Below are 23,873 nucleotides of genomic sequence, written 5' to 3'. Positions count from 1 at the left end.
GCGCATAACTTTTGCTCCGGCAGAATACCCTGGGGGCGGGATTCTGGTTTGCAAGCGGTAGCGCACCTATCAGAACTACTATATTTATCATACGTATCGTTTTTTATTTAATATTCTATCCAATACTCCCAATTCCAGATTCTGTCATCTTTAATAAGTTCCGTACTTTGCGAGTACACATCTGATACCATACTGTTGTACAATTCAAGCTGTTCTTTGTAACGAGAATCCTCACATAGATTAAACTTTTCTTCCCTGTCGTTCTCAATATCATATAAATATTCTTTTTTTGAATCAAAGTGAGTAAAATATTTATGATTTTTAAACCGGATTCCCGCTGATGCCCCACCATTCGCCGTCGCAAAAAATGCCCTCGCATCCCGATTCTTAAAACGCCTCAGAAGAGAATGTCCAATAAATGGATTTGGGATTTCTATGCCTAATCGGTCAAGGATTGTTGGCCCTATGTCTGCCAATTGTCTGACTTCACTGATTTTTTGTCCGGTATCAATATTCCAGTTTTTCCCAATAAGAGCGATAGGTATCCATACGAGGTCTTCCCATAATATGTTTTGTTCTCTTTCCGGGTGGGGATAGAACCAATTAATGCCGTGGTCGCTCGTCACAATAATGATGGTATTTTCCAGTTTTTCACTTGATAATACCTTTTCCAGGAAATCGCCCAGTGCATCGTCAGAATATATTGCAATATTTGATAATTGATTCTTCACATCGTTATGATCGTTCATTTCAAATTCCTTTTCAGGCAATTTAAAAGGATGATGCATGGAAAGTGTCGCAATTGTCATATAAAAAGGCCTTGGATCTTCACGGTTCTCCATAGCACTGTACGCAAATTCAAATAAATCCCTGTCTTTTAACCCCCAGTTAAACATTTCCATATCTTTTATTGGTGCATTTGTACGGTCGTACCTGGTTTCAAACCATCCGGCAAACCGGCTTAATTTGTTTGAAAACCCAATATTGCCTCCATGAACATAAATCGTTTCATATCCCCTTCTTCTCAGGATTTCAGGAAAAGACAACAAATTCAAATCAATGTTATATTGGAATATCCATTCAGTTGAAAGACGGGGAAGTATGGAACAATATACCGAAATGAGAGACCACCTTGTCTGAACGCCATTGCAATAAGCATTCGTGAAGAGTACTCCATTCTCTGTGCAAATGTCGCAAAACCTCGGGGTGGACGGCGCGGAATAACCAATGCAATCTACATTTACTGCCCGCACACCTTCCCAATGAACAAATATAATGTTTGGCGGTTCGGCGTCACACCCGGAACAATCTTCATCAATTCCATTTCTAGGAATATCATATGCTCCGGGATGAATATTAGGGTCATAATCGTTGCAATCATCTTTCAAGACATAACCGTCGCCGTCTTTGTCTTCATTGCATACTGCCTCCGGCAATTTCCCAAGTTTACATAAATGGTGCAAGGTTGCCTTTAATAGAGGATAATCGGGGTCTGGATATACCCATGGCTGATTCTTTATCCGGTCATCGTTAAGCGGAAGTGTATCCAATATTTTCTCAATATCCTTGGAATGTCTGCTCTTTATTTCATCTCCAAAAACCAGGTGTTTTACAAAGGCGATGTTATAGTTTTCCGTCAAATTGGTAATGAGCGCCGTTTTTAACGGAACATATTGAACAACTATTCCAGCAAGCAGAATAAAAAGTGAGATTGAGAATGAGTAACGGGATAAAAACACCTTTTCAAATTTTTTTATTGAAATAACCAAACTAAAAAAAAGAAATATTCCAGGGAAAATAAGAAGTTCAAAAGCCATGCATAAAGGATTAGAAAATTCAAAAAATGAGCTTGAAATATGGCCTGTGTAATTGAGGAAACTAAAATGGGTACTATTGAAATGAAAGCCAAAATATCTGAAGAACTCTACGTTGACCATCATGATTGCAAGGAGTACGGAGAAAAATACTTTTAATGAAATCCCGAAAATTTTTATTATCTTGTCCGGCATTATATCTGCCACTTTGAGCAGATATAAAAACTGTACGGGGATAAGAACAGAACAGGCAAAAGCCCCGTCTCGCATAAAGCCGAGAATAAACGGATAGACTCCGCCGGTAAGTATCGTAGTATCTGCCGGCAGCCCTCCCCGGTAAAAATACCAAAGCCTGGGCACGCTCATAAACACCCACATGAGTATTATTGGCGTAACAAATGCTTTGTTGAAATAATGTCTTTTCATAGATACAGCAACTAAATTAAATAAGGACTACTATAAACGGTGTGTATATAAAGTGGGCGAAAACGTAAACGTATTGATAGTTATTTCTCCCTCTTATGTACGTTTCCATGCTTATATCTTTCTGTTTACTGCTATAGAGCACATAACCATTGGGAAAAAGCAACCATCCATACAATAAACCAACTTACCAGACTCAGGAAAACAGCGGCGCTCCCGCAGTCTTTCGCATGTTTTACTTTAATATTAAATCCGGGAGAAACAATATCGGCTATTAATTCCAAAGAAGTGTTCAAAAGTTCGACGATAAGCACGGTAATATTACAAACGATTAACAGAAGTTTTAAGCAGAGCGAAACCTTTATGTATAGCGCAAGAGGCAGCAATATACTTGTAGCAATTATCTCCTGTCTAAAAGCACGTTCCATGACGAAGGTATCTTTTAACCCAAAAAGAGAATACATCAGGGCATTCCATAAACGCTTCATATTTTTACTTATTTATTTAAAAAAAATTAAACAGATGATTGCATCCCCACCCAATGTTTCATCATTTCAGAAGGAATACAAAAGACAGACACAAATGAAAATTACGGTCAATTACGTGCGATGCGAATTATTGAGTGTGATATATTCCTGAAATGCCTACTTTTATTAAAGATAGATGAATTTTCATATTTTTATTTTCTGTTAAAAAAAGGGCTAAAAACTTCAAATAACAAAATGCGCATATTTTTATTGTATGTAATGCCTCAGTAAAACCAAATGAAAAATATGTTGATTTTGGTAGTTAGTATCTATATACATATACATTGTACATGTATATGTACAGAGTTTTTCTTTTTACAAAAAGCTGCTTTTGTACAACAGTCATCATGCCGCTATAGCGGCATGATGACTGTTGTTGATGTTGATGTAAAGACGCATTGCATGTGCCTCTCTGTTGTGTCAACATTTTCATTACGTGCAGTAGTTTCCAGACGCATGCAATGCGTCTCTACAAAAAAATTGATATTCCTTGCGTTAAATGAGTAAATAAAAAATTTTCAGAGGCGGGAAAGAGGAAAATATGAACAAAAAAAACACATCTGCATCAGGCAGGCAGCCCAAGAAATCTACATCAGGCAAAAAGTCTTCAACGAAAAAAAATGGGATATCAAGTGATACGTCGCCGGAATCGAAACTATTAAAATCTCCATTATTTGATAAAACTTCCGCCGTTACTATTTCAAATGCTACCGATTCCCTCCTGGCACTGATCGAAAAGAACCCATTAAAACGCATTGATACAAATGCGAAAGAAAACGTTGTTAAATCTTATGAAAAATTAATCAGAAAATTAGTTAAGGAAATAAACAGCACCAGGTCATAATTCCTATTAAACAAAATTTATACGGTACATTTTAATATCAAATCATCGGGAAAGGTGTTAGAGAACCAGTGCCTGCAATGAATTTCAATTTATTGCATTGTCAGAGAAGGATCTTGCCCTTTATCAAAATCCATCACATAATTTTCTATAAAAGACGCTATTTTACCTGCCGCTTCATCTATTGACATCTTTCCGGTGTTTACAACAAAATCAGCCGTCTTATCATATAATGGTTTTCTTTTTCCCAAAAGATACCGGATTTCCTGATATTCCCCATAATTTGTCAGGCCAGGCCTTTTAGTAGTTGAGGTAATGTCTCCTTTTATTCGTTTATACAGAGTATCAGCATCCGCTTCCAGAAGAATGGCAACACCGCACTTTTTCATCCTCTTTACATTTTCCTCTTTAATAACCACTCCCCCGCCGGTAGCAATAACCGTGTTATTTTGCAAACACAACTCAGCAATTACGTCCGATTCTATTTCCCGGAATTTCCCTTCGTCGCATTCTTCAAATATGTCTTTTATGGTTTTTCCTTCTTTTTGCTCCAAATACTCATCCGCATCAATATATTTCCTATTTAATCGTTGAGCGAGTATTTTGCCTACAGAAGTTTTTCCGGTGCCTCGAAAACCAATTAAAAAAATGTTCAATCCTGATCCTCATTAATACGTTTATTATCAATGAACATTAAACGAACGTCCATATCCCTTACTTCAGTATGAGAAAACCCGACATCAAAACGTATTTGCTAGGCATTGTATGCAATATTTTCTATTATATTCAGAGGTGGTTCTGTATCCGTCCACAATCTAAACTGCGCTGCTGCCTGGCGAATAAACATAGGCATCCCCCCCACCGTTTTACAGCCTATTTCCTTTGCATCTTTTATTAATTTCGTTTCGGGAGGATTATAAATAGTGTCAAAAACAATCATATTCGGCTTCAAAAGTTTTCTATCAACGGGCGTCTCATTTATTGAGGGATACATACCCACCGGTGTTGCATTAACGAATATGTCCGTTTCCAAATTTTGCAAACCATTCTTATTGGTAAAGGAACAACCAACTTCGCCGGCAAGTGATTGCATACGATTGTGATTTCTACTAACGAGTGTAATATCGGCGCCATACATTTTTAACCCAAAGGCAATCGCACGTGCAACACCCCCTGCTCCAATAATAGTAACATGCTTGTTTTTAAAGCAAGCATCCGCTGCAGTATGGCCAGATACATTCGCAACCTCTGCGAGCACGGTAACGGCAGCTTCCAAATCAGTATTAAAACCTATCAAACGGTTATTTTTGTTTACCACAGTATTTACCGCACCAATTTTTTTGGCAATCGGATCCGCGTCATCAAGATAATTTATTATCGATTCTTTATGAGGAATAGTAACGCTGTACCCTGAAATATTTAATTTTTTAAATTCAGAAATAAATCTGCCAATTTCATCCACTTTAAAAGGAACATAAACACAATTCATGCCTATTTCTTTAAAAAGTGCATTATGAATCACTGGACTAATACTGTGAGAAACAGGATTGCCAATTAAACCATACACTGCGGTATGCTTGTTTTGGTTTTTAATATTATACCTATTTAAAAGTTCTTCGATATTGATTTGGCCGGGGGCGGATTCTTTTCCTTTCTGAAGTGATGCAAAAGTCAAATAACTGCCAAATATTTTATATAATATACGACTGATTATTCCGTATTCGCCCATACAAAATGAAATTATGGGTATTTTTGACTGCTGAAGAAGCTGGTATATTTTAATATTATCGGTTATCGAATTCGCATGAGTAACAATCTTTACAATATCAGCACCACTCTGAAATAATGTATTGTATATTTCCGAAAGATTTTCAGGAGTTTCCCTGAAATTATGATAAGAGACAATTATTTTAGTTTTGCTGGCGGCAAACAGGGCATTTCCGTTTTTTTTAACGTTCCGGATGCTGTCATGTTCTATATCTACATAATCGGCTTGCAGTTGTATTGCCTGTTTCAGCAATTGTAGTCTTTCTTCTTCAGTTCCTCTGAACTTTCCCCCTTCCCGAACCGGACGGTTTGTGACGATAACAGGCTTCGTACATTTTCCCAGTATCTGCCGTAAATTCAAATCATGAATGTAATCAATACGCAACTCGACAGCATCGGCAATTTTTGATGCACATTCCATGTCGTGAATGGCATCGTTATTATTATTTGCAACTATTGGTACACAGATCATGGGTTTATTTTGCAGCCACTTTATTTAATGCATTTAAATAGGCTTTTGCACTCGCCTCAATGATGTCAGTACTTACCGCACGGCCTTTCACATTCTTCCCGTGTATATCAACATTTACGTAAACCTCGCCCATGGCGTCCTTTCCACTGGTAATAGCCTGAATATGATAATCAAGTAACTTACCTGAAATTCCGGTAGCAAGATCGATAGCCTTAAAAAGCGCGTCTATGGGGCCGTCGCCTATTGTCGCATTATCAGCAACACTTCCATCACTCAATCTGATCCGAACGCCTGCAGTTGGCACAACATTTGGCCCGCAGCTAATGCTTAAACTTTCTAACTGGAAAATGTGAGGAATTTCCATCTTTTCCGTATCGATAATAGCTTCTATTTCTTCATCAAATATCTCCTTCTTCTTGTCAGCAAGCCGTTTGAATTCTTCAAAAGCCTTTTCAAATTCAATCTCCGTCAAATCATACCCTAACTCCTTAATTCTTTCTTTAAAAGCGTGCCTGCCTGATAATTTCCCTAACACGATTTTTGTTTTCTGAAGTCCAATGTCTTCTGGATGCATAATTTCGTATGTGGTTCTCTCCTTGAGCACACCATCCTGATGGACGCCGGATTGATGTGCAAACGCATTTTCGCCTACAATTGCCTTATTCCTCTGAACACGCATCCCCGTTAACACACTCACAAGCCGGCTTGAATTTGTTAATTCCCTTGTTTTGATGCGAGTTGAACAGCGATAGTAATCCTGACGTGTTTTTATCGCCATAACTACCTCTTCCAAAGCGGCATTCCCCGCCCGTTCCCCCAATCCATTCATGGTGCATTCCACTTGTTTTGCGCCTGCTTTTACCGCCGCCAATGAGTTAGCCACTGCCAAACCAAGATCATTATGACAATGTACGCTTAAAACAGCTTTGCTGATATTCTTTACCTTTTCTTTTAATCCGGTAATTATTGACGCATAATGTTCGGGCACTGCATAACCAACAGTATCGGGAATATTAACGGTTGTGGCGCCTGCTGCAATAACAGACTCAACGACCTGGGCAAGAAAATCCATCTCCGTGCGGGAAGCATCCTCCGAAGAAAACTCTATATCCTCAACAAATTTTCGGGCATAAGCAACAGCCTTCACTGCCAAATTAATTATTTCATCTTTTGCTTTAAGCAATTTGTATTTTCTGTGAATCTCGGAAGTGGCGAGAAAAATATGAATCCGAGGCTTTTCCGCTTTTTCCAATGCCTTTGCCGCACTGTCTATATCCTTTTCCATTGCGCGGGCAAGTGCAGCAATGGAAACACCGCGAATTTCCTTTGCTATATTGCTCACGGACTGAAAATCGCCCGGAGACGCAATCGGAAAGCCCGCTTCAATTACATCAACATTTAACAATGCCAACTGTCGTGCTATCTGTAGCTTTTCCCCAATATCAAGGCTGGCGCCTGGCGACTGTTCCCCATCACGCAAAGTTGTATCAAAAATAATGATATTATCCATAACATCCTTTTGCCAATATAATTAAATGAGACCTTCAAAGTTTTTGTAACACTTTAGTTTTTTGTTTTTTACACTATACATAGGATAAAAGACAAACTTTAATTATTAAAAATTATCAATCAATTTATGTGTCCCTATAAAATAAAGCTTGAAAACATTACCCTCTAGTTTAAAGACACAGCGATAGCCCTTATCAACATAAAATTCCCAGAAGTCCGTACCTTCAAGTTTGTGCATCTGTAATGAATTGTGCTTTGGATTGCCTTTCAGACAGGTTAATTGTTTCTTAAACTTCTTCTTTATCTCTTTAGGCAGACTGTCGTACTGTGGGAAGAATTCGGGTTCTACGGCAATAAGATACCCGCTCACGCCTTTAATTCCTTTATAAATTTATCTACCTTATACGTCTTGAAATTGCCCGTCTTAAAATTCTCATCAGCATTTTTAACCTTCTCCTGTACTTCGGGTGTCCAGAAGTACGACTGTGAACGTGGGACGCTTACTACAGGCTCCAATACAATCCTGCCCCTGTCTATCTTATAAACCAGTCTGTCGCCCTCTTTGATATGCAAAAAATCCCTTATCTCCTTTGGTATTGCAATTTGCCCTTTGGATGATATTGTCAACACCTTCATATTTCCGTATCTCCAATTGTAAATTATATGATAAATGGTAAGAATATCTTACTATACTACCGTTTCCAATTCCACCATTACTTTTTATTTTATCCGGAAAGTCACAGGAAACAAAAACAGATACAAGCAAAAAGTAAATGAATTTCCTTGAATGCCTTGTAAATACTGGTAAGATTTAGAGCAAGGAACTGATAAAGGAGGGGTTGAAGATCTTCAATCCCTGCCGGATCGCCCCTGCGTTGAAATATTTCATCCAAAAAAGTCGCTGAAGGCTTAATTTTATTTTTTACTTAAAAACCAATGATCATTAAGAAATATTTCTGGGTAGCTTACATTCTTCTTTTCTTCCCGATGGCATGCAGCTCTCCATACGATACTAAAGATAAAAAAAACATAAAAGGCGGATATATCGGTTCAATAACCGACAAATTGACCGGCGCATTGTCAGCAAAGGAACATAAAACTTTAGGTATTACCTATTTCAAAAAAGGCATGACCGAGGAAGCCATTGACGAATTTAATTTTGCATTGCAGGGTATCCGGCAAGATGGAGAATTGCACCATTATTTAGGCAAGGCTTACTTAGAAATTAATCAATTTAGTAAAGCAATGAATGAACTAAATAATGCCATCTCTTACTACGACAAATATAACTTTAAAGGAAAAGCTGAGGCATACAACGACCTGGGTCTTTTATACAAAAAGAAAAATGAATATACAGAGGCATTTTCCGCTTTAAAAGAGTGCCTGAAATTAAATCCTTCTATGGCGGAAGCATACTACACTATGGCACTTTTATACCTTGAAACAAACAAAATCAATGAGAGCTTTGACTATTTAAATAAAGCAATCAAGCTCGATTCAAACAATCCTGATTTTCATTTTAGCATGGGACTTGCATTTTACAAAAAAAACATGCCGGAAAAAGCGCTTACAGAGTTCCAAAAAACACTTGATTTGAATCCCAGGGATGCTGAAGCACACAATTACTTAGGTATTATTTACTATGAGATGAACGAAATTGAAAAGGCCATTTCTGCACACCAAACTGCTGTCAAATTAAAAAATAATTACACAGACGCCTATAACAACCTGGGTATTGCACTCTTTGCACATAATAATTTAAACGAGGCAAAAGATGCTTTTGAAACCGCTCTGAAACTAAGAGCGGATTTTGCCGAAGCACACTATAACCTTGGATTAATTTTAAGTAAAGAAGGCAACTCAAAAGAAGCCATAGCATCGCTTGAAAAGGCAATAGCAATAAGCAATGCCATTGCCCCCGCACATTTTAAACTTGGAGAAATCTATACAAAAATTAACATGCCTGACAAAGCTTTATCCGCATATGAAAGCGCCTTTTCCGATGACCCCTCGTATGAAGAAGCGTATTATAATTATGGTGAACTGGCCGCTGAAATTGGTGATGTAGACAAATCTATCCGTGCATGGAAAAAGACTATAGAAATAAATCCAACAAACACAGACGCATACTTTAATCTGGGCGTTGCGCTTTATAATCAAGGAAAAATTGATAATGCTATTTCCATGTGGTCAAAGGTGCTTGAAACAAATCCTGATGATTATACTACATTGAATAATCTTGCGGACGCTTACGAAGCCAAAGGCAGCATCGACAAAGCGATAAAAACATGGGAAAAAATTGTAGAAGGCCACCCGGTTAATTCATTGGTATATTACAAATTAGGAAATGCATATACAAAAAAGAATAAGTATAATTCTGCCCTTGCCTGTTGGGAACAAGCAGTCATTATTGACCCGGATTTCGTGAATGCCTATTTCAATTTAGGGAAAACCTATAAAAAACTCGGGCGGCTCGATGAGGCAATTGCGGCATTTTCAAAAACAATTGATATTGACCCTGATGATATTGACGCACACCACAATTTATGGCTACTTTACAAAGAAAAAGACATGGATCTGGAAGCTCAAACTGAAGAGAGAATCTACAACAGTCTGAAATCATTTAAAGCGGAAGAAGAATGAAGCATTCAATAGTTTCTTTGGTCACAAATAGTCATGAAATCACCACTTAGACGGCGTTCATTCAGCGTAGAACGAGAATCCCCCCCTCGTAGCCTGATCCGGACAAAGATTTCACGATACTTCATTCCTCGAAATGGTAATTACAGGTAAAACGCTTTTAACCTCTTTTTTTTTGTCTTGACTTATCTATTAGGGTTTATATAATAAGCCGGATTTTTATTAAGGTGTTTCGACGATAGCCCGATAATTCAAATTAGCCTTCGAATTAAACATAATTATTCTACCATTTGTACATTCAATCTTTTTAACATAAAGCAAAGGAGAACAGTTCTATGAAAAAACGTAAATTTTTGTTTATTTTACCTATGGTTGGTGTATTGATTATATCGCTTGTGTTATCCCTCAAGGCAGGCACGGATGGAGAAAAAGGACTCACAAATAGCGTTGAGAATGCTTGCAGTAAAAAGGGGTCTATTTATGGCACGGTAGTATATTTTCAATCATGTTATATGTCATACATGCAGGCTGCCCAGGTACAACTGAAAGGGAAAAATACAGGGATGAAGGATGAGGTTAATACAGACAGCAACGGTAAATTTAAATTTGATAATTTGAAAGAAGATACTTATAAATTGACGGCGGGAAAGAAAAATTTTAAAAATTCAAAAGCTACCGTAAAATTGAAAAGCGGAAGGGCGAAATTTGCCGAAATAGAGATCGAATCTTCAGGAAAGAAATAGTAAACAACCCCTGCAACTTCATTTTCCTGTTAAATAAAACGCATAAGTCTGATTTAAAATTAATAAATTGGCTTATGCGTTTTTTTGTAAGTATATATACCGAAAGTAATCATGCCGAAGAATGGAAATATGAAGAAGGCAGGTGCTTAAAATAAGGATTTATTTGAAATCTTTACGGGAAAATGGGTATAACAGGGAAAATTTAATAATAAATCATATCCGTATAAACAACAAAATATTCGGGAAAAGAGAGAAAAGGAGCAGGAAATGAATTGCAAAATTATTTTGTTTCTATTTTTATTGTTTACTATGCCAGTTATTGCAAATGGACAATTTATCGATGTAGGATCTCAGCAGATCCGGTTAAAAGCAGGATTGCCCAGCGTTTTTACCATAAGCAATGTAAGACAAATCTCGGGTAGCGAAGGCGAAGCGGTGCTAAGTGTTACTATCACTTTAAAAAACGGAAGAGTGGAATCCGTTGGCAAAGACGGTGCGTATTGGATTATTACGGTAAGAAACAGCAGTAAATCTGCCTCTACCTATGTAATAAAAGATAGCCAATTTAAGATCGTGGGCGAGGAATCAAAAAAAGTTATCATAAACTCAATTCATTGGAAAGACGGAAACTGATAGAATACCGTTAATATACCTTTAACCCTCCCCATTATAAACGGAGTTTTTTCATGAAAGTATATTTTGTTGGCGCTGGACCAGGTGACAAAGATCTTATAACAGTAAAAGGTTTTAATCTGCTTAAATGCGCAGAATATTGTATTTTCGCAGGATCACTGGTAAACGAGGAATTGCTCTCCGCCCTGCCATCCGGTGCAAAAAAATACGATTCATCGAAAATGAATCTGGAAAATATGACAAAGGTATTCAAAGAGGCAAAAATAGCAAACAAAGACCTCGTTCGTCTGCATTCCGGCGACCCCGCTATTTACGGCGCTATACAGGAACAAATGCGTGTGCTTGATGAACTAGGGATTTTATATGAAATTATTCCGGGAGTGAGTTCTTTCGTTGCCGCTTCTGCCGCATTAAAACAGGAATTGACGCTTCCAGGAGTTACCCAAACGATTGTAATTACAAGAATGGAAGGCAACACTCCCATGCCGGAAAAAGAACACCTCAGCAAACTCGCGGCCTCTACTCCTACACTGTGTATTTTTCTTAGCATTGAAAAATTATCTGAGATTGTAAAAATTCTCATTCCTCATTATGGAAATGAATGTCCTATCGCAGTTGTCTACAAGGCATCCTGGCCACAACAAAAAATCGTTCGCTCATGCTTATCGCACATTGATAAATTAGTAAAAGACGAGGCTATAACAAAAACAGCTATGATTATAGTAGGACACGTGCTAAACAAGGAATTTGAGCGATCAATACTCTATAGTGAAAATGCTCGTTAGAAATAAAAACAGTAACCGTTCACATGGCATACATATCCCCTCCATACTTTTGTAATTGAGACGCGGACAGATATGGGTTGGGTATAGCCAAGATAATGGCATTCACCTACCAGACTCTTTTTAATTTTCTGCTTTATCTTCAGCCGAATCATTCTTTGATTAAATCAGGCTTTCAAGCTCCTCATATTCGGCTTTTTCAATCATTTCAGCCTTTTCTTAATTACCAGTCAAATCCATTGGGGTTGGTCAGACAATTCAAATTAAAAAATCCAAAACAACCCAAACTCATTATCTTTTATCGCCTGAAGGCATTCGTCCAGTGTCCCTGATAAACAGTCCTGCCATTTGCCGGTGTGCCGAAAGTAGGCAAGGTTGTAATCGTCTCCTCCTGTCCAGCCAAGTCGTGCAATTTCCATTTCATCCCATACTTCTATGCTTCCAAATATGCCTTAAGCTCTTCTCCTTTTAGTGTGCGATCGTCTATAACCCATCTGCCTGTTGCCATTGTGCAATTCTCCTTTCAATAGGACACGGAATAACATCAGTATTTACCCGAGTCCAAAGCAAGAATTTCTACACAAACAAACCAATTATTCCTTCAGTCGCCTTAATACTGCATCCCATATAACACGAATGCCTAATCTGTCTGCCCATTGGGCGATGTAGTTCATGTCTAGTACGTCACCTGATATTTTGAGAATCCCGGTAATATCACGGAGGTGTTTTTCAGAACCGCCCTCTTTATAAAATTCCATTTTTTTTATAATTACATCTTCCGGTGTTGTAAAGTTCGCTTTTTTATCAATAAACAGTGATTCCCTTTTTCTCCTGGAAAATTCAGTTTTAGAAAAAGTGGTTTCTTTTGTCAAAATAATGTCAATTTTTAACCCTGAAGTAGAGTGGATGATATTGAACTGTCCCCGCCTTTTTATTTCAGTCCTTATCGTTTCTTTATCACAATAAAATTCATCAGACTGAAAGAATGTGATAAATCCATCAATCTGTTCTTCTTTCAGGTCTGCGACAATATCAATATCCATGGTAAAACGGGGTTCACCATAATATGCAGATGCGTGAGAACCAGTAATCATATACGGTATTTCCAGGGATTCCAACACCTGAACAATCAAACGCATAAGTTTAGTTTGTTCCACGGGTCATCCGCCTTATAATCTCTTTTTGCAATTCTTCATCAGTCCATTCAGGATGAAGGTTTTTTAAATATGCCCTCAGACTCTTTTGAAAATACGTCCATAAATCCCAAACTATTTGTAATCGCTCCATGCCTGTTTTTCCACGGAGTATCTCCGCAACCTTATCGTCCACTACTTCAATCTGCCCTTTGTCCAGCCTCATACCATACAGTCCTCAATAGTTAGCCACGAATGGCCACGCATTAACCTTTGTTATATTGTAAGCTGAATGCAGCATGAATGCAGCATGTAGAATAGACATTTTTTTTCTTTCGTAACACTTTAGTTCGGGAATACTCCCCTTTAGTTCTTTGATAAATTCCAATAATAATGATGTTTGCCGTATAGTGCAGGGGCGAAGCATTCGCTATAAATTTCACAAATGCGTTCTTCCCCAAACTGGCAAATGCTTCGCCCCTACTTTTTCAAAAAACTAAATTGTTACAGCAATTACTATTTTTGCCGTAAAAGGGCAAGGGAAATAATTATTTTACACCAGGTACTATAGCCAAAAGCTTCTGATTTTCTAAAAATGTAGTGCGAATCGCCTGCATTTGCCGGTTTAAGTTTCAAAAACCTGACTTGTTTGACTATATCTCAATCATTCGTGGTGATATTTTTCATTCCTGATAATGGTCATTGCCCTATAAAGTTGCTCTACGAAAAACAGGCGCACCATCTGATGAGAAAACGTCATCAGTGATAATGATAACGTAAAATTTGCCCTTTTTTTTATCTGTGTTGCAATGCCGTATGCCCCGCCGGAGACAAATTTAACTGCCCTTACACCCGTATTCATCTTTTGCTGTAAAAAATCAGCAAATTCAACAGAAGTCAGTTCTCTGCCCTTTTCGTCCAACAGTACAACAAAGTCTGTTGGCGCCAGCAATTTTTCAAGAGCAACTGCTTCTCTTTCCTTCACATCTTCAGACGATTTGCTGCTAATAGGTTTTACTGAAGAAATTTCTGCAATATTAAATGCGCAATAATGCTTTAGCCTGTTTGCATAAACGGATATCCCCCTCTTCAGATAGTCATCTTCCGTTTTCCCTGTTACTATAAGTTCAATCTTCATGTGAATATCCGTAACATCCCCTGCCGTAAATCGTACATTGAATAACATCCGAATACGAAATGAAATAGTATCTCCTAAATCCTGCAAACAAGGCAAAGCCTTGTTGCAGGAATAGGATTGAAATGGTAGGATTTCCAAGGTATTCGGCGGTATATTGATAACAAAAAACACCTGAAAGGAGATTCACCATTTCGATGAAGAATATAGCAAAAAAATACAGCAAAAGACAACCGAAAATCAAGGCAGAGATGAGCGGGAAAGGCTTAACGGTACATGCAGGGCTTTTACCGGTATTGAATTTTATGGGTAAGCTGATGTTCCGGGAGAGAGTCCATGAAGCGGTCCATAAGGATCGTGGAGCAAATGCCCGGTATCAGTTTGTCGATGCGGTACAAATGGTAGTGATAGGGTTGATAGCAGGGGCGACATCGATGGTAGAGGTGATGAAGGTGTGTACAGATGAGGTATTGAAGAAGATGTCCGGGTGGAAAGAGGTACCTGTAGATACTACGATAGGACGTATTATGAAGCTGGCGAGTCAGGGAGATATAGTGGAACTGACGGGGGTGATCCACCGGTTTAGGGGAAAGATATGGAAGCGTGCGGTGAGATCAGGCCATAAACTCAGGAGTGCTCTTTGCGAAGTATGGATAGATGTTGATTCTACCGTAGATGGTGTATATGGGAAACAGGAGGGTGCAGAGGTAGGATATAATCCGCACAAGAAGGGGCAGAAGGCGTATCATCCCTTAATGGCATTTATTGCAGAAACAAAGGAGGTATTACATAGTTGGTTCCGCTGTGGAAGCGCCTACACGAGTAACGGAGTAGTAGAGTTCATGAAGGAATGTATGGCGTACATGAATAAGGGGGTAAGGGTGGTATTTCGGGGAGACAGCGGTTTTTTTACCGGAGAATTACTTGAATACCTTGAGTCAATATTGGCGGGATATCTGATTAAGGTAAAGCTGAAGAATCTGGAAGGATTGCTTGAAGGGCAGAAATGGAATGAGGTGAAAGGGGAGCCAGGATGGGAACAGGCTGAATTTTGGTATCGATGTGCAGGGTGGGATCGTGCGAGACGTTTTGTGGCAGTGCGGCAATTGGTCAAAAGAGAAAAGAAATTAGTAGAAGTGTCCGTGTATGAGTATTTTTGTTACGTTACAACGGAGCGGTTAAGTCCGATGGAAGCGCATCGTTGTTATGGAAAGAGGGCTACCTGCGAGACTTTGATAGAAGAGAGTAAAGGACAGATGAATGCGGGGCACATACGTACGGGTGAATTTTTGGCCAATGCTGCGCTATTTCAGTGTGCGGTGTTAGCGTATAATCTTTTGAAGTGGATGGGATTGCTCAGTGGTGGAGTGATACAACAGTGGGAAGTAAAGACGATGAGACTGTGGTTAATCCGTGTGGCAGGGAAACTGGTGGAGAGAAGCCGGCAGATGACATTAAAATTGCCGGAGAAATTTCTCCATCAGGAGGAATGGGAAAAGTGGGAACGCATGTCACTGGATGTAGTTTTTCAGTAGAAAACCGACGTTGTATTTCGTTTTTTTAGTCTTTTGAGAGTGGTAAGTATACCGCAGATGGAGACAGTACATCCCTATCTTGATTTTCATTGCATCAGAGAGCACGTTTCCGACAATTTCCCATGTCTTTTTGTTTAAAGTAGTACAATAGCGCTACCACAATTGCTAAAAAACGGATATCTGTTATCGCTTTTTGCCAATCTTGGTAGTGGAAAATACTGATTTTCGCATTGCGAAAATCGTTTGCAGGATTTAGGTATCAATACCATTAATTACTTTGCAAGGATTTCTTTTGCTGATAAAATTATTGCATGTTGATTAATGAAATATTCAGGAGTATACAGGGAGAGACGTCTTTTACCGGCCTTCCGTTTGTTTTTGTCAGGTTAACCGGATGCAACTTGCGCTGCAGCTATTGTGATACGCAGTATGCCTATGATGAAGGGAATGAAATGCCAATTTCTTCCATCATTGACAAGATTGATTCATTCGGATTGAAATCAGTGTGTGTTACCGGGGGAGAACCTCTGTCAAATCACAATACACCTGTGTTGGTACGTGAATTACTTAACAGGAATTATACCGTTCTTGTTGAAACAAACGGCAGTTATGACGTCAGTGTTTTGCCCGAAGGTACAATAAGGATTTTGGATGTAAAGTGTCCAGACAGCGGTATGAGCCATAAAATGTGCTGGCACAATATATCGCATTTAACAAAAAAGGATGAGGTTAAATTTGTCCTGTCTTCACGAAACGACTATGAATGGGCAAGATCAATGATCAGTAAATATCATCTAACCGAAATTGCCCATATCTTAATGAATCCTGTTTACGGAATGATTCAACCTTCTTTAATTGCTTCATGGATTTTAGAGGATCACATTAACGTGCGGTTGCAGCTTCAGATGCATAAGTATATTTGGGGGCCGGAAACAAGGGGCGTGTAAAAAATGAAAGGAAAAGATACTGCTATTGTGCTTGCCAGCGGCGGTTTGGATAGCTGTGTAACCGCTGCAATCGCAAATGAAACATACGATCTCGCATTATTACATATCAATTATGGACAAAGAACCGAATCAAAAGAACTTTCGGCATTCCATGAAATAGCCGCATATTACAAAGTCCCTGCCGAACAAATTCTTATTGCAAATATCGATTATCTTAAAAAAATTGGTGGTTCAAGCCTTACGGATACGATGATACCTGTTCAAGAGGCAGAGCCTGATAGCAAAGAAATTCCGACAACATACGTGCCATTCAGAAATACCCTCTTTCTTTCCGTAGCAGTTTCATGGGCAGAGGTTATCGGCGCTGAAAAGGTATTTATCGGCGCCGTTTCACACGACACCCCGGGATACCCTGATTGTAAACCATTTTATTACGAAGTGTTTAACAAATTGATTGACGCCGGAACAAAACCTGAAACCCGCATAGCGGTGGAGACTCCACTTATTTTTAAAACGAAGGCAGAGATTGTAACATTGGGTATATCATTGAAAGCGCCGCTCCATCTTAGCTGGTCATGTTACAAAAACACTGATAAGGCTTGCGGTGTGTGCAATAGCTGTTATCTAAGACGAAAGGCATTCGAAGAATCCGGATACAAAGACCCGGTTGAATATGCATGATACGCCGGCATGGTGAACAATTGCATAGGGTAATACATTTTTACATGGTGATACTATGAGGCGGGGCTATTTGTTTGAATCTTCTGATGAATGGTGATGAAAGACGCCAAAGAGTTTTTTAATTGTCTCTACGTAACGGTATCCTCCTCCGTTACTTGCTTCCTGCTTTGCTATCTTGGCAGGATGATGCAAGAGTTTATTGAGGGTTCTTTCCATAGTGTAAACCACCTGGTTCCATTCTTCATCATTAATATTCCTCAGTTTTGGTTTCAAGCGGCTTAATTCATCTTTTCCGATGGTGTGAAAACTGTTTCTCAATAATGTTATCGCAGGTTCTATCTTTATTTGTTCAAGCTTTGCCATGAAGTGTTCCACTTCTTTTTCAATAATTGCCCGGCATTTTTCGATTTCGCGGGTTCTGTCGTCAAGGTTCTGGTTTACAACGGATTGAAGGTCATCAATATTATATAAATACACATTGTCGATATTGCCAACAGACGGTTCTATGTCTCTGGGAACGGCAATATCGATAAGGAACATGGGATTCCCCCTGCGGTGCTTAATTGCGTCTTTCACCTGATCGCTATGAATTACGTAATGCGGCGCTGAGGTGGAAGTAATAATAATATCAGTCTTTGAAAGGTATTCACCGAGCAATTCATATTTAATCGCCTCACCTTGAAATGCATCAGCAATTGCCTGTGCGCGTTCAAAGGTACGGTTTGCTACAATAATCGTTCGCGCCCCCTCTTCATAAAGGTGTTTAAGCAAAAGTTCACACATCTCACCAGCCCCTACCACTAATACCATTTTGCCGGCAAAATCCTGGAATATCTTTTCAGCAAATTCGACAGCAACAGAGCTTATGGAAACCTTGCCCTGGCCTATGGAAGTATTGGTGTGTATCGTTTTGGAAATATTTAACGCCTGTTGGAATAATTGATTGAGAATTTTTCCGGTTGATTGTTCCATGCTGGCGAGTGTGTATGCCTCTTTAACCTGTGAAAGAATTTGCGACTCACCGATTACCATAGAATCAATGCTGGAACTCACATGGAAGAGATGCATCACCGCACGGTCGTCTTTATAATGATACATATACTGGGAAAATTCATTTTCTTCGATTTTATGAAATTCCGCCAGGAACGAGAGGATATCTTCCAATTTCACCGCATCTGAAGCGGACGACGCGTACATTTCTACGCGGTTACAGGTGGATAAAATAACTGCTTCTGACGAAGGATATTTTTGGGAAAATAAAGACAGTGCGTTTGAAACAGAATTATTATTAAATGCAAGCTTTTCCCTGATATCAACCGGAGCAGATTTATGATTTAGTCCCACCACTAAAATACTCATGATTTTATTTAATCCTTATTGCAAATCAAAATAATAATAACTCCTACTTCCGCCATGGTTGTACCGTTAAAAAGTAGGAAATCCTAAGATTCCCATTTTTCGCTCAGTCCTCAGTCTGCAATTTGCCTACTGTAGATTGTAGGTTGCCGACTACTTTTTTAATCGATGCAATCCGTGCAATCAGTGGTTCCTCTTTCGTATTTCGTGCTTCGTATTTTTTATCAGCTATGTCCGCTTAGGGTACTGTTGTTTATTCGCCGCTAAAATTTCGATATATGCCGCATTAGTGCTCAGTTTTTGAAAAGCGTGTTTTGACCCGATAAAAAATGCTCCGATAAAGGTAAAAAGAACAAAACAAAAACCGGCAATCGTTAATAACGCTATCTTTGTGCCGTGAAAGGAAGCAACCAGGCGCATGTGTAATAAGGCGGCATAAATAAGCCATGTGGCAAGGCCAAGAATAACTTTGGGATCCAAATACCACATTTCCCCCAAAATATCCTGTGTCTTTACCCAGAACGTACCAAATACCAAACCAAGAGTAAGTAATGGAAAACCGAAAGAAATAGTCTTCCAAATGAGCATATCAATACCTTCCAAAGAAGGGAGTTTGTTAAACAGACGACCAAATATTTTATGCTTTAGCTGTCTCTGCTGTGTTAAATACATTACGCTCAAACTAAACGATATAGTAAAAGCCGCATAGCCGATAAAAATAGGAATAATATGGGCAACAAGCCAGAATTTCTGGAGACTCACCGTAATCAACATGTCACTTTTATCAAAAGAGAGCGCCCATAGAGAAAGCGCCGTAACGAGCGGCATGAGAAAGGTATCCAGAGAAGGCAATTTATAGAGGTAATCTATGTTGATAAAGACAAATAAGACGCACCAGAGCAATGAAACAAAAGATTCATAAACGTTTGTGATGGGAATGTTGTTAGAACGAATGCCAAGAAAGATGAGATACCCGCTATGGATTAAAAAGCCCATTACCGTTGCCCATCTGGCCACTTTTTTGTTAAATAAATCAGGTTTTATAATGTGACCGACCGACCATACCGATGAAATAAGGTACAAGACGATGCTTATTATAAATGGAATGTGAGATGCCGTAAACATAATAGGTTAATTTAAAAAATAACCCTCTATTAATCAACCATTATTTTCAATCATCAGCGATAGTAGGAAATATATTGGTTTTTTTTAATTGACAAATATTTATTTGTCAGATAACCTGAAAACCGTAATCATTTTTTGGATGGAATCACAACCCGCATCTATGCTTTCTGCTTTGAATAAGCTTTTTTAAGTGGTTGTACTCAGTAAGAGCTTTTACTTTTAAAACGTATTATTTAAGAAAGGTTTTATCTATGCCGGAAACAAAACCTAAGATAACAAAGAAGACTTCCATAGGCGATGTAATCCAAAATTACCCCGAAACAGAATCCGTTGTAAAAAAGTATTTTGGCGCAGGCTGCTATACCTGCCCCGGTTCTAAAACAGAAGACATTGCATTTGGCGCAACGATGCATAATGTAGATCCGGAAGTTATCATAAAGGAATTAAATGAAATTATCGAAAAACATAAATCATAATTTTAAGGAGGAAGAATAATGAAGGAAAAAATAGAAGAGGCTCTTAAGGGCATTAGGCCGGCATTACAAGCAGACGGCGGAGATATTGAGCTTGTTGATTATGAAGATGGTATTGTTAAAGTGCGTTTAAAAGGCGCATGTGGTTCATGCCCCAGCTCTCTTGCCACATTGAAATATGGAGTTGAAGCCAGACTTAAGGAAATTATCCCTGAGATTGAATCCGTAGAACTGGCGTAAGTTACTATCTATTAGGCAACGCAATACAGAAGAGACTGATAAATAAAAGGAGCGCTATTATGAGCATGGTCCTGGGACCTATCCACTATTGGATGTTTGGAAAAATAAAGACTTCTGAAGCACGCGAAAATAATATTGTCTCTGCATTCAAAGCAAGATACGGTGCTGACGCAGAAGCATTGCTCGGAGAGGTATATAAAAAATACCCTCAAACAGACAGCACTAAATCGTTAGAAGAATTACTGGCAAACAAGTCCATTCATCAGGGGATTCAAAGCATTATTATCGAGGGAGAAACACGGGAGGCAGCTATTATAGCTGCCTTTTGTGCAAAATATGATGCTGCAGGGAAAAATGCCTCCGAAGCAGCGCATGCTCATGGCATTCAATGTGGTAAGGAGGCCGTAAACCGTAAAGGGTTATCTGCGAACGAGTGCAAAAGTACATCAAAGGCATTTGAATTACTGGGTGATTACCTGTGCGATGGGATGCCTTGCGACAGAGGCGCTCAGGTTGTGGAAGATTCAGAGAAATGCACCACATGGGATCATGAGGAATGTGTGCATGAAAAATACTGGAAAAATGCAGGCGCAGATTTTTTAACGATGTGCGATATTGTTAATGCATGGATTTCCGGTTTTTGCGAGGGACTGAATCCCAGCTCAACATATAAAAGAGAAAAGGCAATTGCATCCGGTGACAAATCGTGTTTAAGTATTCTAAAAAATAACAGTTAACATGTCTGACCGTTATGTCCGGCAGGAATTATTCTCTGCCATAGGAAAAGAAGGACAAAGAAAACTCGCCCATACGACAGTCGTCATTATTGGCTGCGGCGCATTGGGCTGCACTTCTGCAAATCTCCTGGTACGCAGCGGTGTGAATCGTGTAAAAATAATCGACCGGGATTTTATTGAAGAAAGCAACTTGCAGCGCCAGACATTATTTGATGAAGAAGACCTCTGGAATAATCTACCCAAAGCAATAGCCGCCCAAAAAAAACTACAAAAAATCAACTCCGGCATAATAATAGAAGCAGCCGTCACGGATATTAATCCCTCCAATATCGATACAAACTTACACAATGCAAATATAATCATTGACGGCACCGATAATTTTGAAACCCGGTTTCTCATTAACGATTATTGTGTGAAAAATGACATTCCATGGATTTATGGTGCATGTATTGGCAGCACGGGATTAACGATGACAATCGTTCCCGGAGAAACCCCCTGTTTACGCTGTGTCATGCAGGACATTCCCCCTTTCGGCAATACTGAAACATGTGATACCGCAGGGATACTATCGCCTGCCGCAAGTTTGATCGCCTCGATTCAGGTTGCCGAGGCTTTAAAAATCCTGACTGGCAATGGCGCGTCTATTAACAGGCAGCTTCTCAAATTTGATTTGTGGAAGAATGAGATAACAAGGCTTAATATAAACAACCTCAGAGAAATAAATGATTGTAAGGCCTGTAAAAACAAACAATATGAATATTTAAGGAATGAAAAATACTCTTCAACCACTTCTTTATGCGGACGAAATGCAGTGCAAATCGCACCGGCAAACGGTTCAACGATTGATTTGTCAACGCTTGCCTCGCGTTTGAGTACAGCAGGAAACGTATCTTTTAATAAATATCTGCTACGGTTGAAGGTAAATAATTATGAATTAACGGCCTTCCCTGACGGCAGGACAATTATAGCCGGAACAAATGATGTAATAACGGCAAAAGGTATTTATGCAAAATACATCGGGATGTAAAACCGATTATTATTGTATATTTTGGATTTGATGCTTTGTTATTCGGATTTGTTTCGTATTTAGTACTTCGAATCTCGTATTTTTTATTTCATGCTTGTTTGGTTCTGGCTACGCCAGCTTAGGGGACCTATTTAATTATGATCTATTTAGATAATGCAGCAACAAGTTATCCGAAACCAGAAATTGTATATACGTCAATGGATACCTTTTACAGGACAATGGGGGCTAACCCCGGACGTTCCGGCCACAGGATGGCAGTCACCGTAGAACGTGAAATTGAGAATACAAGAAAGATAATTGCGGATTTTCTTGCCATAAAGGACCCAAACAGGTTTGTATTTACCTTCAATGCAACTGATGCGATAAATATGGGCATAAAAGGGTTACTCAAAACAGGCGATCATGCAATTACTTCTTATCTTGAACATAACGCTGTATCCCGCGCATTAAACGGATTAGCACAAGATAATAAAATAACCGTAACAAAGGTGAAAAATTCCTCTGATGGTTTTATTAATCCTGACGACGTAAAAAATGCCATTACTCCCAAAACCCGCTTAATCGTTCTCACCCATGCAACAAACGTTCTTGGCACAATTCAACCGATAAAAGAAATTGGTTTGATTGCAAAAGAACGGGATATTGTGTTTATGGTAGATGCAGCGCAAACTACCGGAGTATGTGAAATTGATGTTAATGAATGCAATATTGATATGCTTGCGTTTACGGGACATAAAGCGCCCTTTGGCCCAACGGGAACAGGCGGTCTTTATATCCATGAACGTATTAAGCTTCGTCCATGGAGAGAGGGAGGCACTGGATTTGAACCCGCATCATTAACACAACCGGAAGAAATGCCGTTCCGGCTGGAAAGCGGCACCCCAAATACCGTTGGTATCGTTGGCCTGAAAGCTGGAATTGAATATGTCGTATCAAAGGGTACACACACGATTAGGGCGCATGAACGGAAATTAATTCAAAAAATAATCAATGCCCTTCAAAATGATGAACGATTTATTTTATATGGGACGAAAGATGTATCAAGGAAAGTAGGAATACTTTCAATAAACATAAAAGGATATACTGCAGCAGAAGCAGGGGCAATATTAGATCAATCATTTACTATTGCAGTACGACCCGGACTACATTGCGCACCTTTTGTTCATCAGCAAATGGGTACGTATCCCGATGGCACAATAAGAATTAGTCCTGGTTTTTTTAACACGGAAGAAGAAATAGATATATTAATCTCTGCATTGAATGACATTGCAAATGAAACGATTCATTAAGTACAAAACCGCCATTATCCTATCAATAACCCCTATATTAAACA

The 23,873-nt window shown here is 39.0% G+C and carries 26 protein-coding genes; 13 read left to right on the top strand and 13 right to left on the bottom strand.

What is annotated here, in order from left to right; all coding sequences use genetic code 11:
* Positions 1-107 precede the first annotated feature (107 nt).
* Both KSMBR1_RS18340 and KSMBR1_RS18335 read right to left on the bottom strand, forming a co-directional pair.
* Complete coding sequence (locus tag KSMBR1_RS18340; protein WP_099326619.1) at positions 108-2,240, bottom strand: sulfatase-like hydrolase/transferase; 2,133 nt, start codon at positions 2,238-2,240, stop codon at positions 108-110.
* 131 nt (positions 2,241-2,371) lie between these two features.
* Positions 2,372-2,725 (bottom strand): diacylglycerol kinase, encoded by a 354-nt coding sequence (locus tag KSMBR1_RS18335; protein ID WP_099326618.1) that lies wholly within the window; start codon positions 2,723-2,725, stop codon positions 2,372-2,374.
* A gap of 580 nt (positions 2,726-3,305) precedes the next feature.
* Here KSMBR1_RS18335 and KSMBR1_RS18330 point away from each other — a divergent pair.
* Positions 3,306-3,608 carry a hypothetical protein gene (locus tag KSMBR1_RS18330; protein WP_099326617.1) on the top strand — a complete coding sequence of 101 codons (303 nt, stop codon included), beginning with the start codon at positions 3,306-3,308 and terminating at the stop codon, positions 3,606-3,608.
* A gap of 89 nt (positions 3,609-3,697) precedes the next feature.
* On the opposite strand, the gene KSMBR1_RS18325 is transcribed toward KSMBR1_RS18330, so the two are convergent.
* The 5 genes from KSMBR1_RS18325 to KSMBR1_RS18305 form a co-directional block, all read right to left on the bottom strand.
* Positions 3,698-4,261: a shikimate kinase gene (locus tag KSMBR1_RS18325; protein ID WP_099326616.1), complete on the bottom strand. Its 564-nt coding sequence runs from the start codon at positions 4,259-4,261 to the stop codon at positions 3,698-3,700.
* A 98-nt stretch (positions 4,262-4,359) separates the two neighbouring features.
* Positions 4,360-5,844: a shikimate dehydrogenase gene (locus KSMBR1_RS18320; RefSeq protein ID WP_099326615.1), complete on the bottom strand. Its 1,485-nt coding sequence runs from the start codon at positions 5,842-5,844 to the stop codon at positions 4,360-4,362.
* Between the two features lie 4 nt (positions 5,845-5,848).
* On the bottom strand, positions 5,849-7,354 hold the full coding sequence (locus KSMBR1_RS18315) for a 2-isopropylmalate synthase (protein ID WP_099326614.1): 1,506 nt from the start codon (positions 7,352-7,354) through the stop codon (positions 5,849-5,851).
* A gap of 105 nt (positions 7,355-7,459) precedes the next feature.
* On the bottom strand, positions 7,460-7,723 hold the full coding sequence (locus KSMBR1_RS18310) for a DNA helicase (RefSeq protein ID WP_099326613.1): 264 nt from the start codon (positions 7,721-7,723) through the stop codon (positions 7,460-7,462).
* On the bottom strand, positions 7,720-7,989 hold the full coding sequence (locus KSMBR1_RS18305; protein WP_099326612.1) for an AbrB/MazE/SpoVT family DNA-binding domain-containing protein: 270 nt from the start codon (positions 7,987-7,989) through the stop codon (positions 7,720-7,722). Before KSMBR1_RS18305 ends, KSMBR1_RS18310 begins: the two co-directional genes overlap by 4 nt.
* A gap of 300 nt (positions 7,990-8,289) precedes the next feature.
* Between KSMBR1_RS18305 and KSMBR1_RS18300 the strand changes: the two genes are divergently transcribed.
* The 4 genes from KSMBR1_RS18300 (at position 8,290) to cobM (ending at position 12,154) form a co-directional block, all read left to right on the top strand.
* Positions 8,290-9,996, top strand: coding sequence for a tetratricopeptide repeat protein (locus KSMBR1_RS18300; protein WP_099326611.1), 1,707 nt, complete (start codon positions 8,290-8,292; stop codon positions 9,994-9,996).
* Between the two features lie 332 nt (positions 9,997-10,328).
* On the top strand, positions 10,329-10,736 hold the full coding sequence (locus KSMBR1_RS18295) for a carboxypeptidase-like regulatory domain-containing protein (protein ID WP_099326610.1): 408 nt from the start codon (positions 10,329-10,331) through the stop codon (positions 10,734-10,736).
* Positions 10,737-11,003: 267 nt separating this feature from the next.
* Complete coding sequence (locus KSMBR1_RS18290) at positions 11,004-11,369, top strand: hypothetical protein (protein ID WP_099326609.1); 366 nt, start codon at positions 11,004-11,006, stop codon at positions 11,367-11,369.
* Positions 11,370-11,422: 53 nt separating this feature from the next.
* A complete protein-coding gene (gene cobM, locus KSMBR1_RS18285) occupies positions 11,423-12,154 on the top strand; it encodes a precorrin-4 C(11)-methyltransferase (RefSeq protein ID WP_099326608.1) in 732 nt (243 codons plus the stop codon).
* 260 nt (positions 12,155-12,414) lie between these two features.
* Here cobM and KSMBR1_RS21300 read toward each other — a convergent pair whose 3' ends face one another.
* From KSMBR1_RS21300 to KSMBR1_RS18270, 4 genes are all read right to left on the bottom strand, one after another.
* The gene (locus KSMBR1_RS21300; RefSeq protein ID WP_478210072.1) at positions 12,415-12,588 is read right to left on the bottom strand and encodes a DUF3024 domain-containing protein; all 174 of its coding nucleotides are present in this window, start codon (positions 12,586-12,588) and stop codon (positions 12,415-12,417) included.
* A 156-nt stretch (positions 12,589-12,744) separates the two neighbouring features.
* Positions 12,745-13,308, bottom strand: a complete 564-nt coding sequence (locus KSMBR1_RS18280) for a hypothetical protein (RefSeq protein ID WP_099326607.1) — start codon at positions 13,306-13,308, stop codon at positions 12,745-12,747.
* The gene (locus KSMBR1_RS18275; protein ID WP_099326606.1) at positions 13,295-13,510 is read right to left on the bottom strand and encodes a hypothetical protein; all 216 of its coding nucleotides are present in this window, start codon (positions 13,508-13,510) and stop codon (positions 13,295-13,297) included. Before KSMBR1_RS18275 ends, KSMBR1_RS18280 begins: the two co-directional genes overlap by 14 nt.
* Positions 13,511-13,948: 438 nt before the next feature.
* Positions 13,949-14,560, bottom strand: coding sequence for a 23S rRNA (pseudouridine(1915)-N(3))-methyltransferase RlmH (locus tag KSMBR1_RS18270; protein WP_197705248.1), 612 nt, complete (start codon positions 14,558-14,560; stop codon positions 13,949-13,951).
* Positions 14,561-14,616: 56 nt separating this feature from the next.
* On the opposite strand from KSMBR1_RS18270, the gene KSMBR1_RS18265 reads away from it, so the two are divergent.
* The 3 genes from KSMBR1_RS18265 to queC all read left to right on the top strand — a co-directional run bounded on the left by KSMBR1_RS18265 (position 14,617) and on the right by queC (position 17,582).
* Positions 14,617-15,954, top strand: a complete 1,338-nt coding sequence (locus tag KSMBR1_RS18265) for an IS1380-like element ISCku8 family transposase (protein WP_099323544.1) — start codon at positions 14,617-14,619, stop codon at positions 15,952-15,954.
* 311 nt (positions 15,955-16,265) lie between these two features.
* Positions 16,266-16,901: a radical SAM protein gene (locus KSMBR1_RS18260; RefSeq protein ID WP_099326605.1), complete on the top strand. Its 636-nt coding sequence runs from the start codon at positions 16,266-16,268 to the stop codon at positions 16,899-16,901.
* 3 nt (positions 16,902-16,904) lie between these two features.
* Positions 16,905-17,582, top strand: coding sequence for a 7-cyano-7-deazaguanine synthase QueC (gene queC, locus KSMBR1_RS18255; protein ID WP_099326604.1), 678 nt, complete (start codon positions 16,905-16,907; stop codon positions 17,580-17,582).
* Positions 17,583-17,648: 66 nt separating this feature from the next.
* On the opposite strand, the gene hemA is transcribed toward queC, so the two are convergent.
* Positions 17,649-18,941: a glutamyl-tRNA reductase gene (hemA, locus tag KSMBR1_RS18250; RefSeq protein WP_099326603.1), complete on the bottom strand. Its 1,293-nt coding sequence runs from the start codon at positions 18,939-18,941 to the stop codon at positions 17,649-17,651.
* A 225-nt stretch (positions 18,942-19,166) separates the two neighbouring features.
* Positions 19,167-20,063 (bottom strand): cytochrome C assembly family protein, encoded by an 897-nt coding sequence (locus tag KSMBR1_RS18245; protein WP_099326602.1) that lies wholly within the window; start codon positions 20,061-20,063, stop codon positions 19,167-19,169.
* 251 nt (positions 20,064-20,314) lie between these two features.
* Here KSMBR1_RS18245 and KSMBR1_RS18240 point away from each other — a divergent pair, with 251 nt between their 5' ends.
* The 5 genes from KSMBR1_RS18240 (at position 20,315) to KSMBR1_RS18220 (ending at position 23,829) form a co-directional block, all read left to right on the top strand.
* On the top strand, positions 20,315-20,539 hold the full coding sequence (locus KSMBR1_RS18240) for a DUF1858 domain-containing protein (protein WP_099326601.1): 225 nt from the start codon (positions 20,315-20,317) through the stop codon (positions 20,537-20,539).
* Between the two features lie 18 nt (positions 20,540-20,557).
* Positions 20,558-20,776 carry a NifU family protein gene (locus KSMBR1_RS18235; RefSeq protein ID WP_099326600.1) on the top strand — a complete coding sequence of 73 codons (219 nt, stop codon included), beginning with the start codon at positions 20,558-20,560 and terminating at the stop codon, positions 20,774-20,776.
* 59 nt (positions 20,777-20,835) lie between these two features.
* Positions 20,836-21,513: a hypothetical protein gene (locus KSMBR1_RS18230; RefSeq protein ID WP_099326599.1), complete on the top strand. Its 678-nt coding sequence runs from the start codon at positions 20,836-20,838 to the stop codon at positions 21,511-21,513.
* 1 nt (position 21,514) lies between these two features.
* Positions 21,515-22,540: a ThiF family adenylyltransferase gene (locus tag KSMBR1_RS18225; protein ID WP_099326598.1), complete on the top strand. Its 1,026-nt coding sequence runs from the start codon at positions 21,515-21,517 to the stop codon at positions 22,538-22,540.
* Between the two features lie 137 nt (positions 22,541-22,677).
* Positions 22,678-23,829, top strand: coding sequence for an aminotransferase class V-fold PLP-dependent enzyme (locus KSMBR1_RS18220; protein ID WP_099326597.1), 1,152 nt, complete (start codon positions 22,678-22,680; stop codon positions 23,827-23,829).
* Positions 23,830-23,873: the final 44 nt, after the last annotated feature.

The sequence above is a fragment of the Candidatus Kuenenia stuttgartiensis genome, assembly GCF_900232105.1.
In the GTDB taxonomy this organism is placed as follows: Bacteria; Planctomycetota; Brocadiia; order Brocadiales; family Brocadiaceae; genus Kuenenia; species Kuenenia stuttgartiensis_A.
Note: the sequence above shows the minus strand (reverse complement) of the source record. Positions and strands in the feature narration are given on the sequence as shown.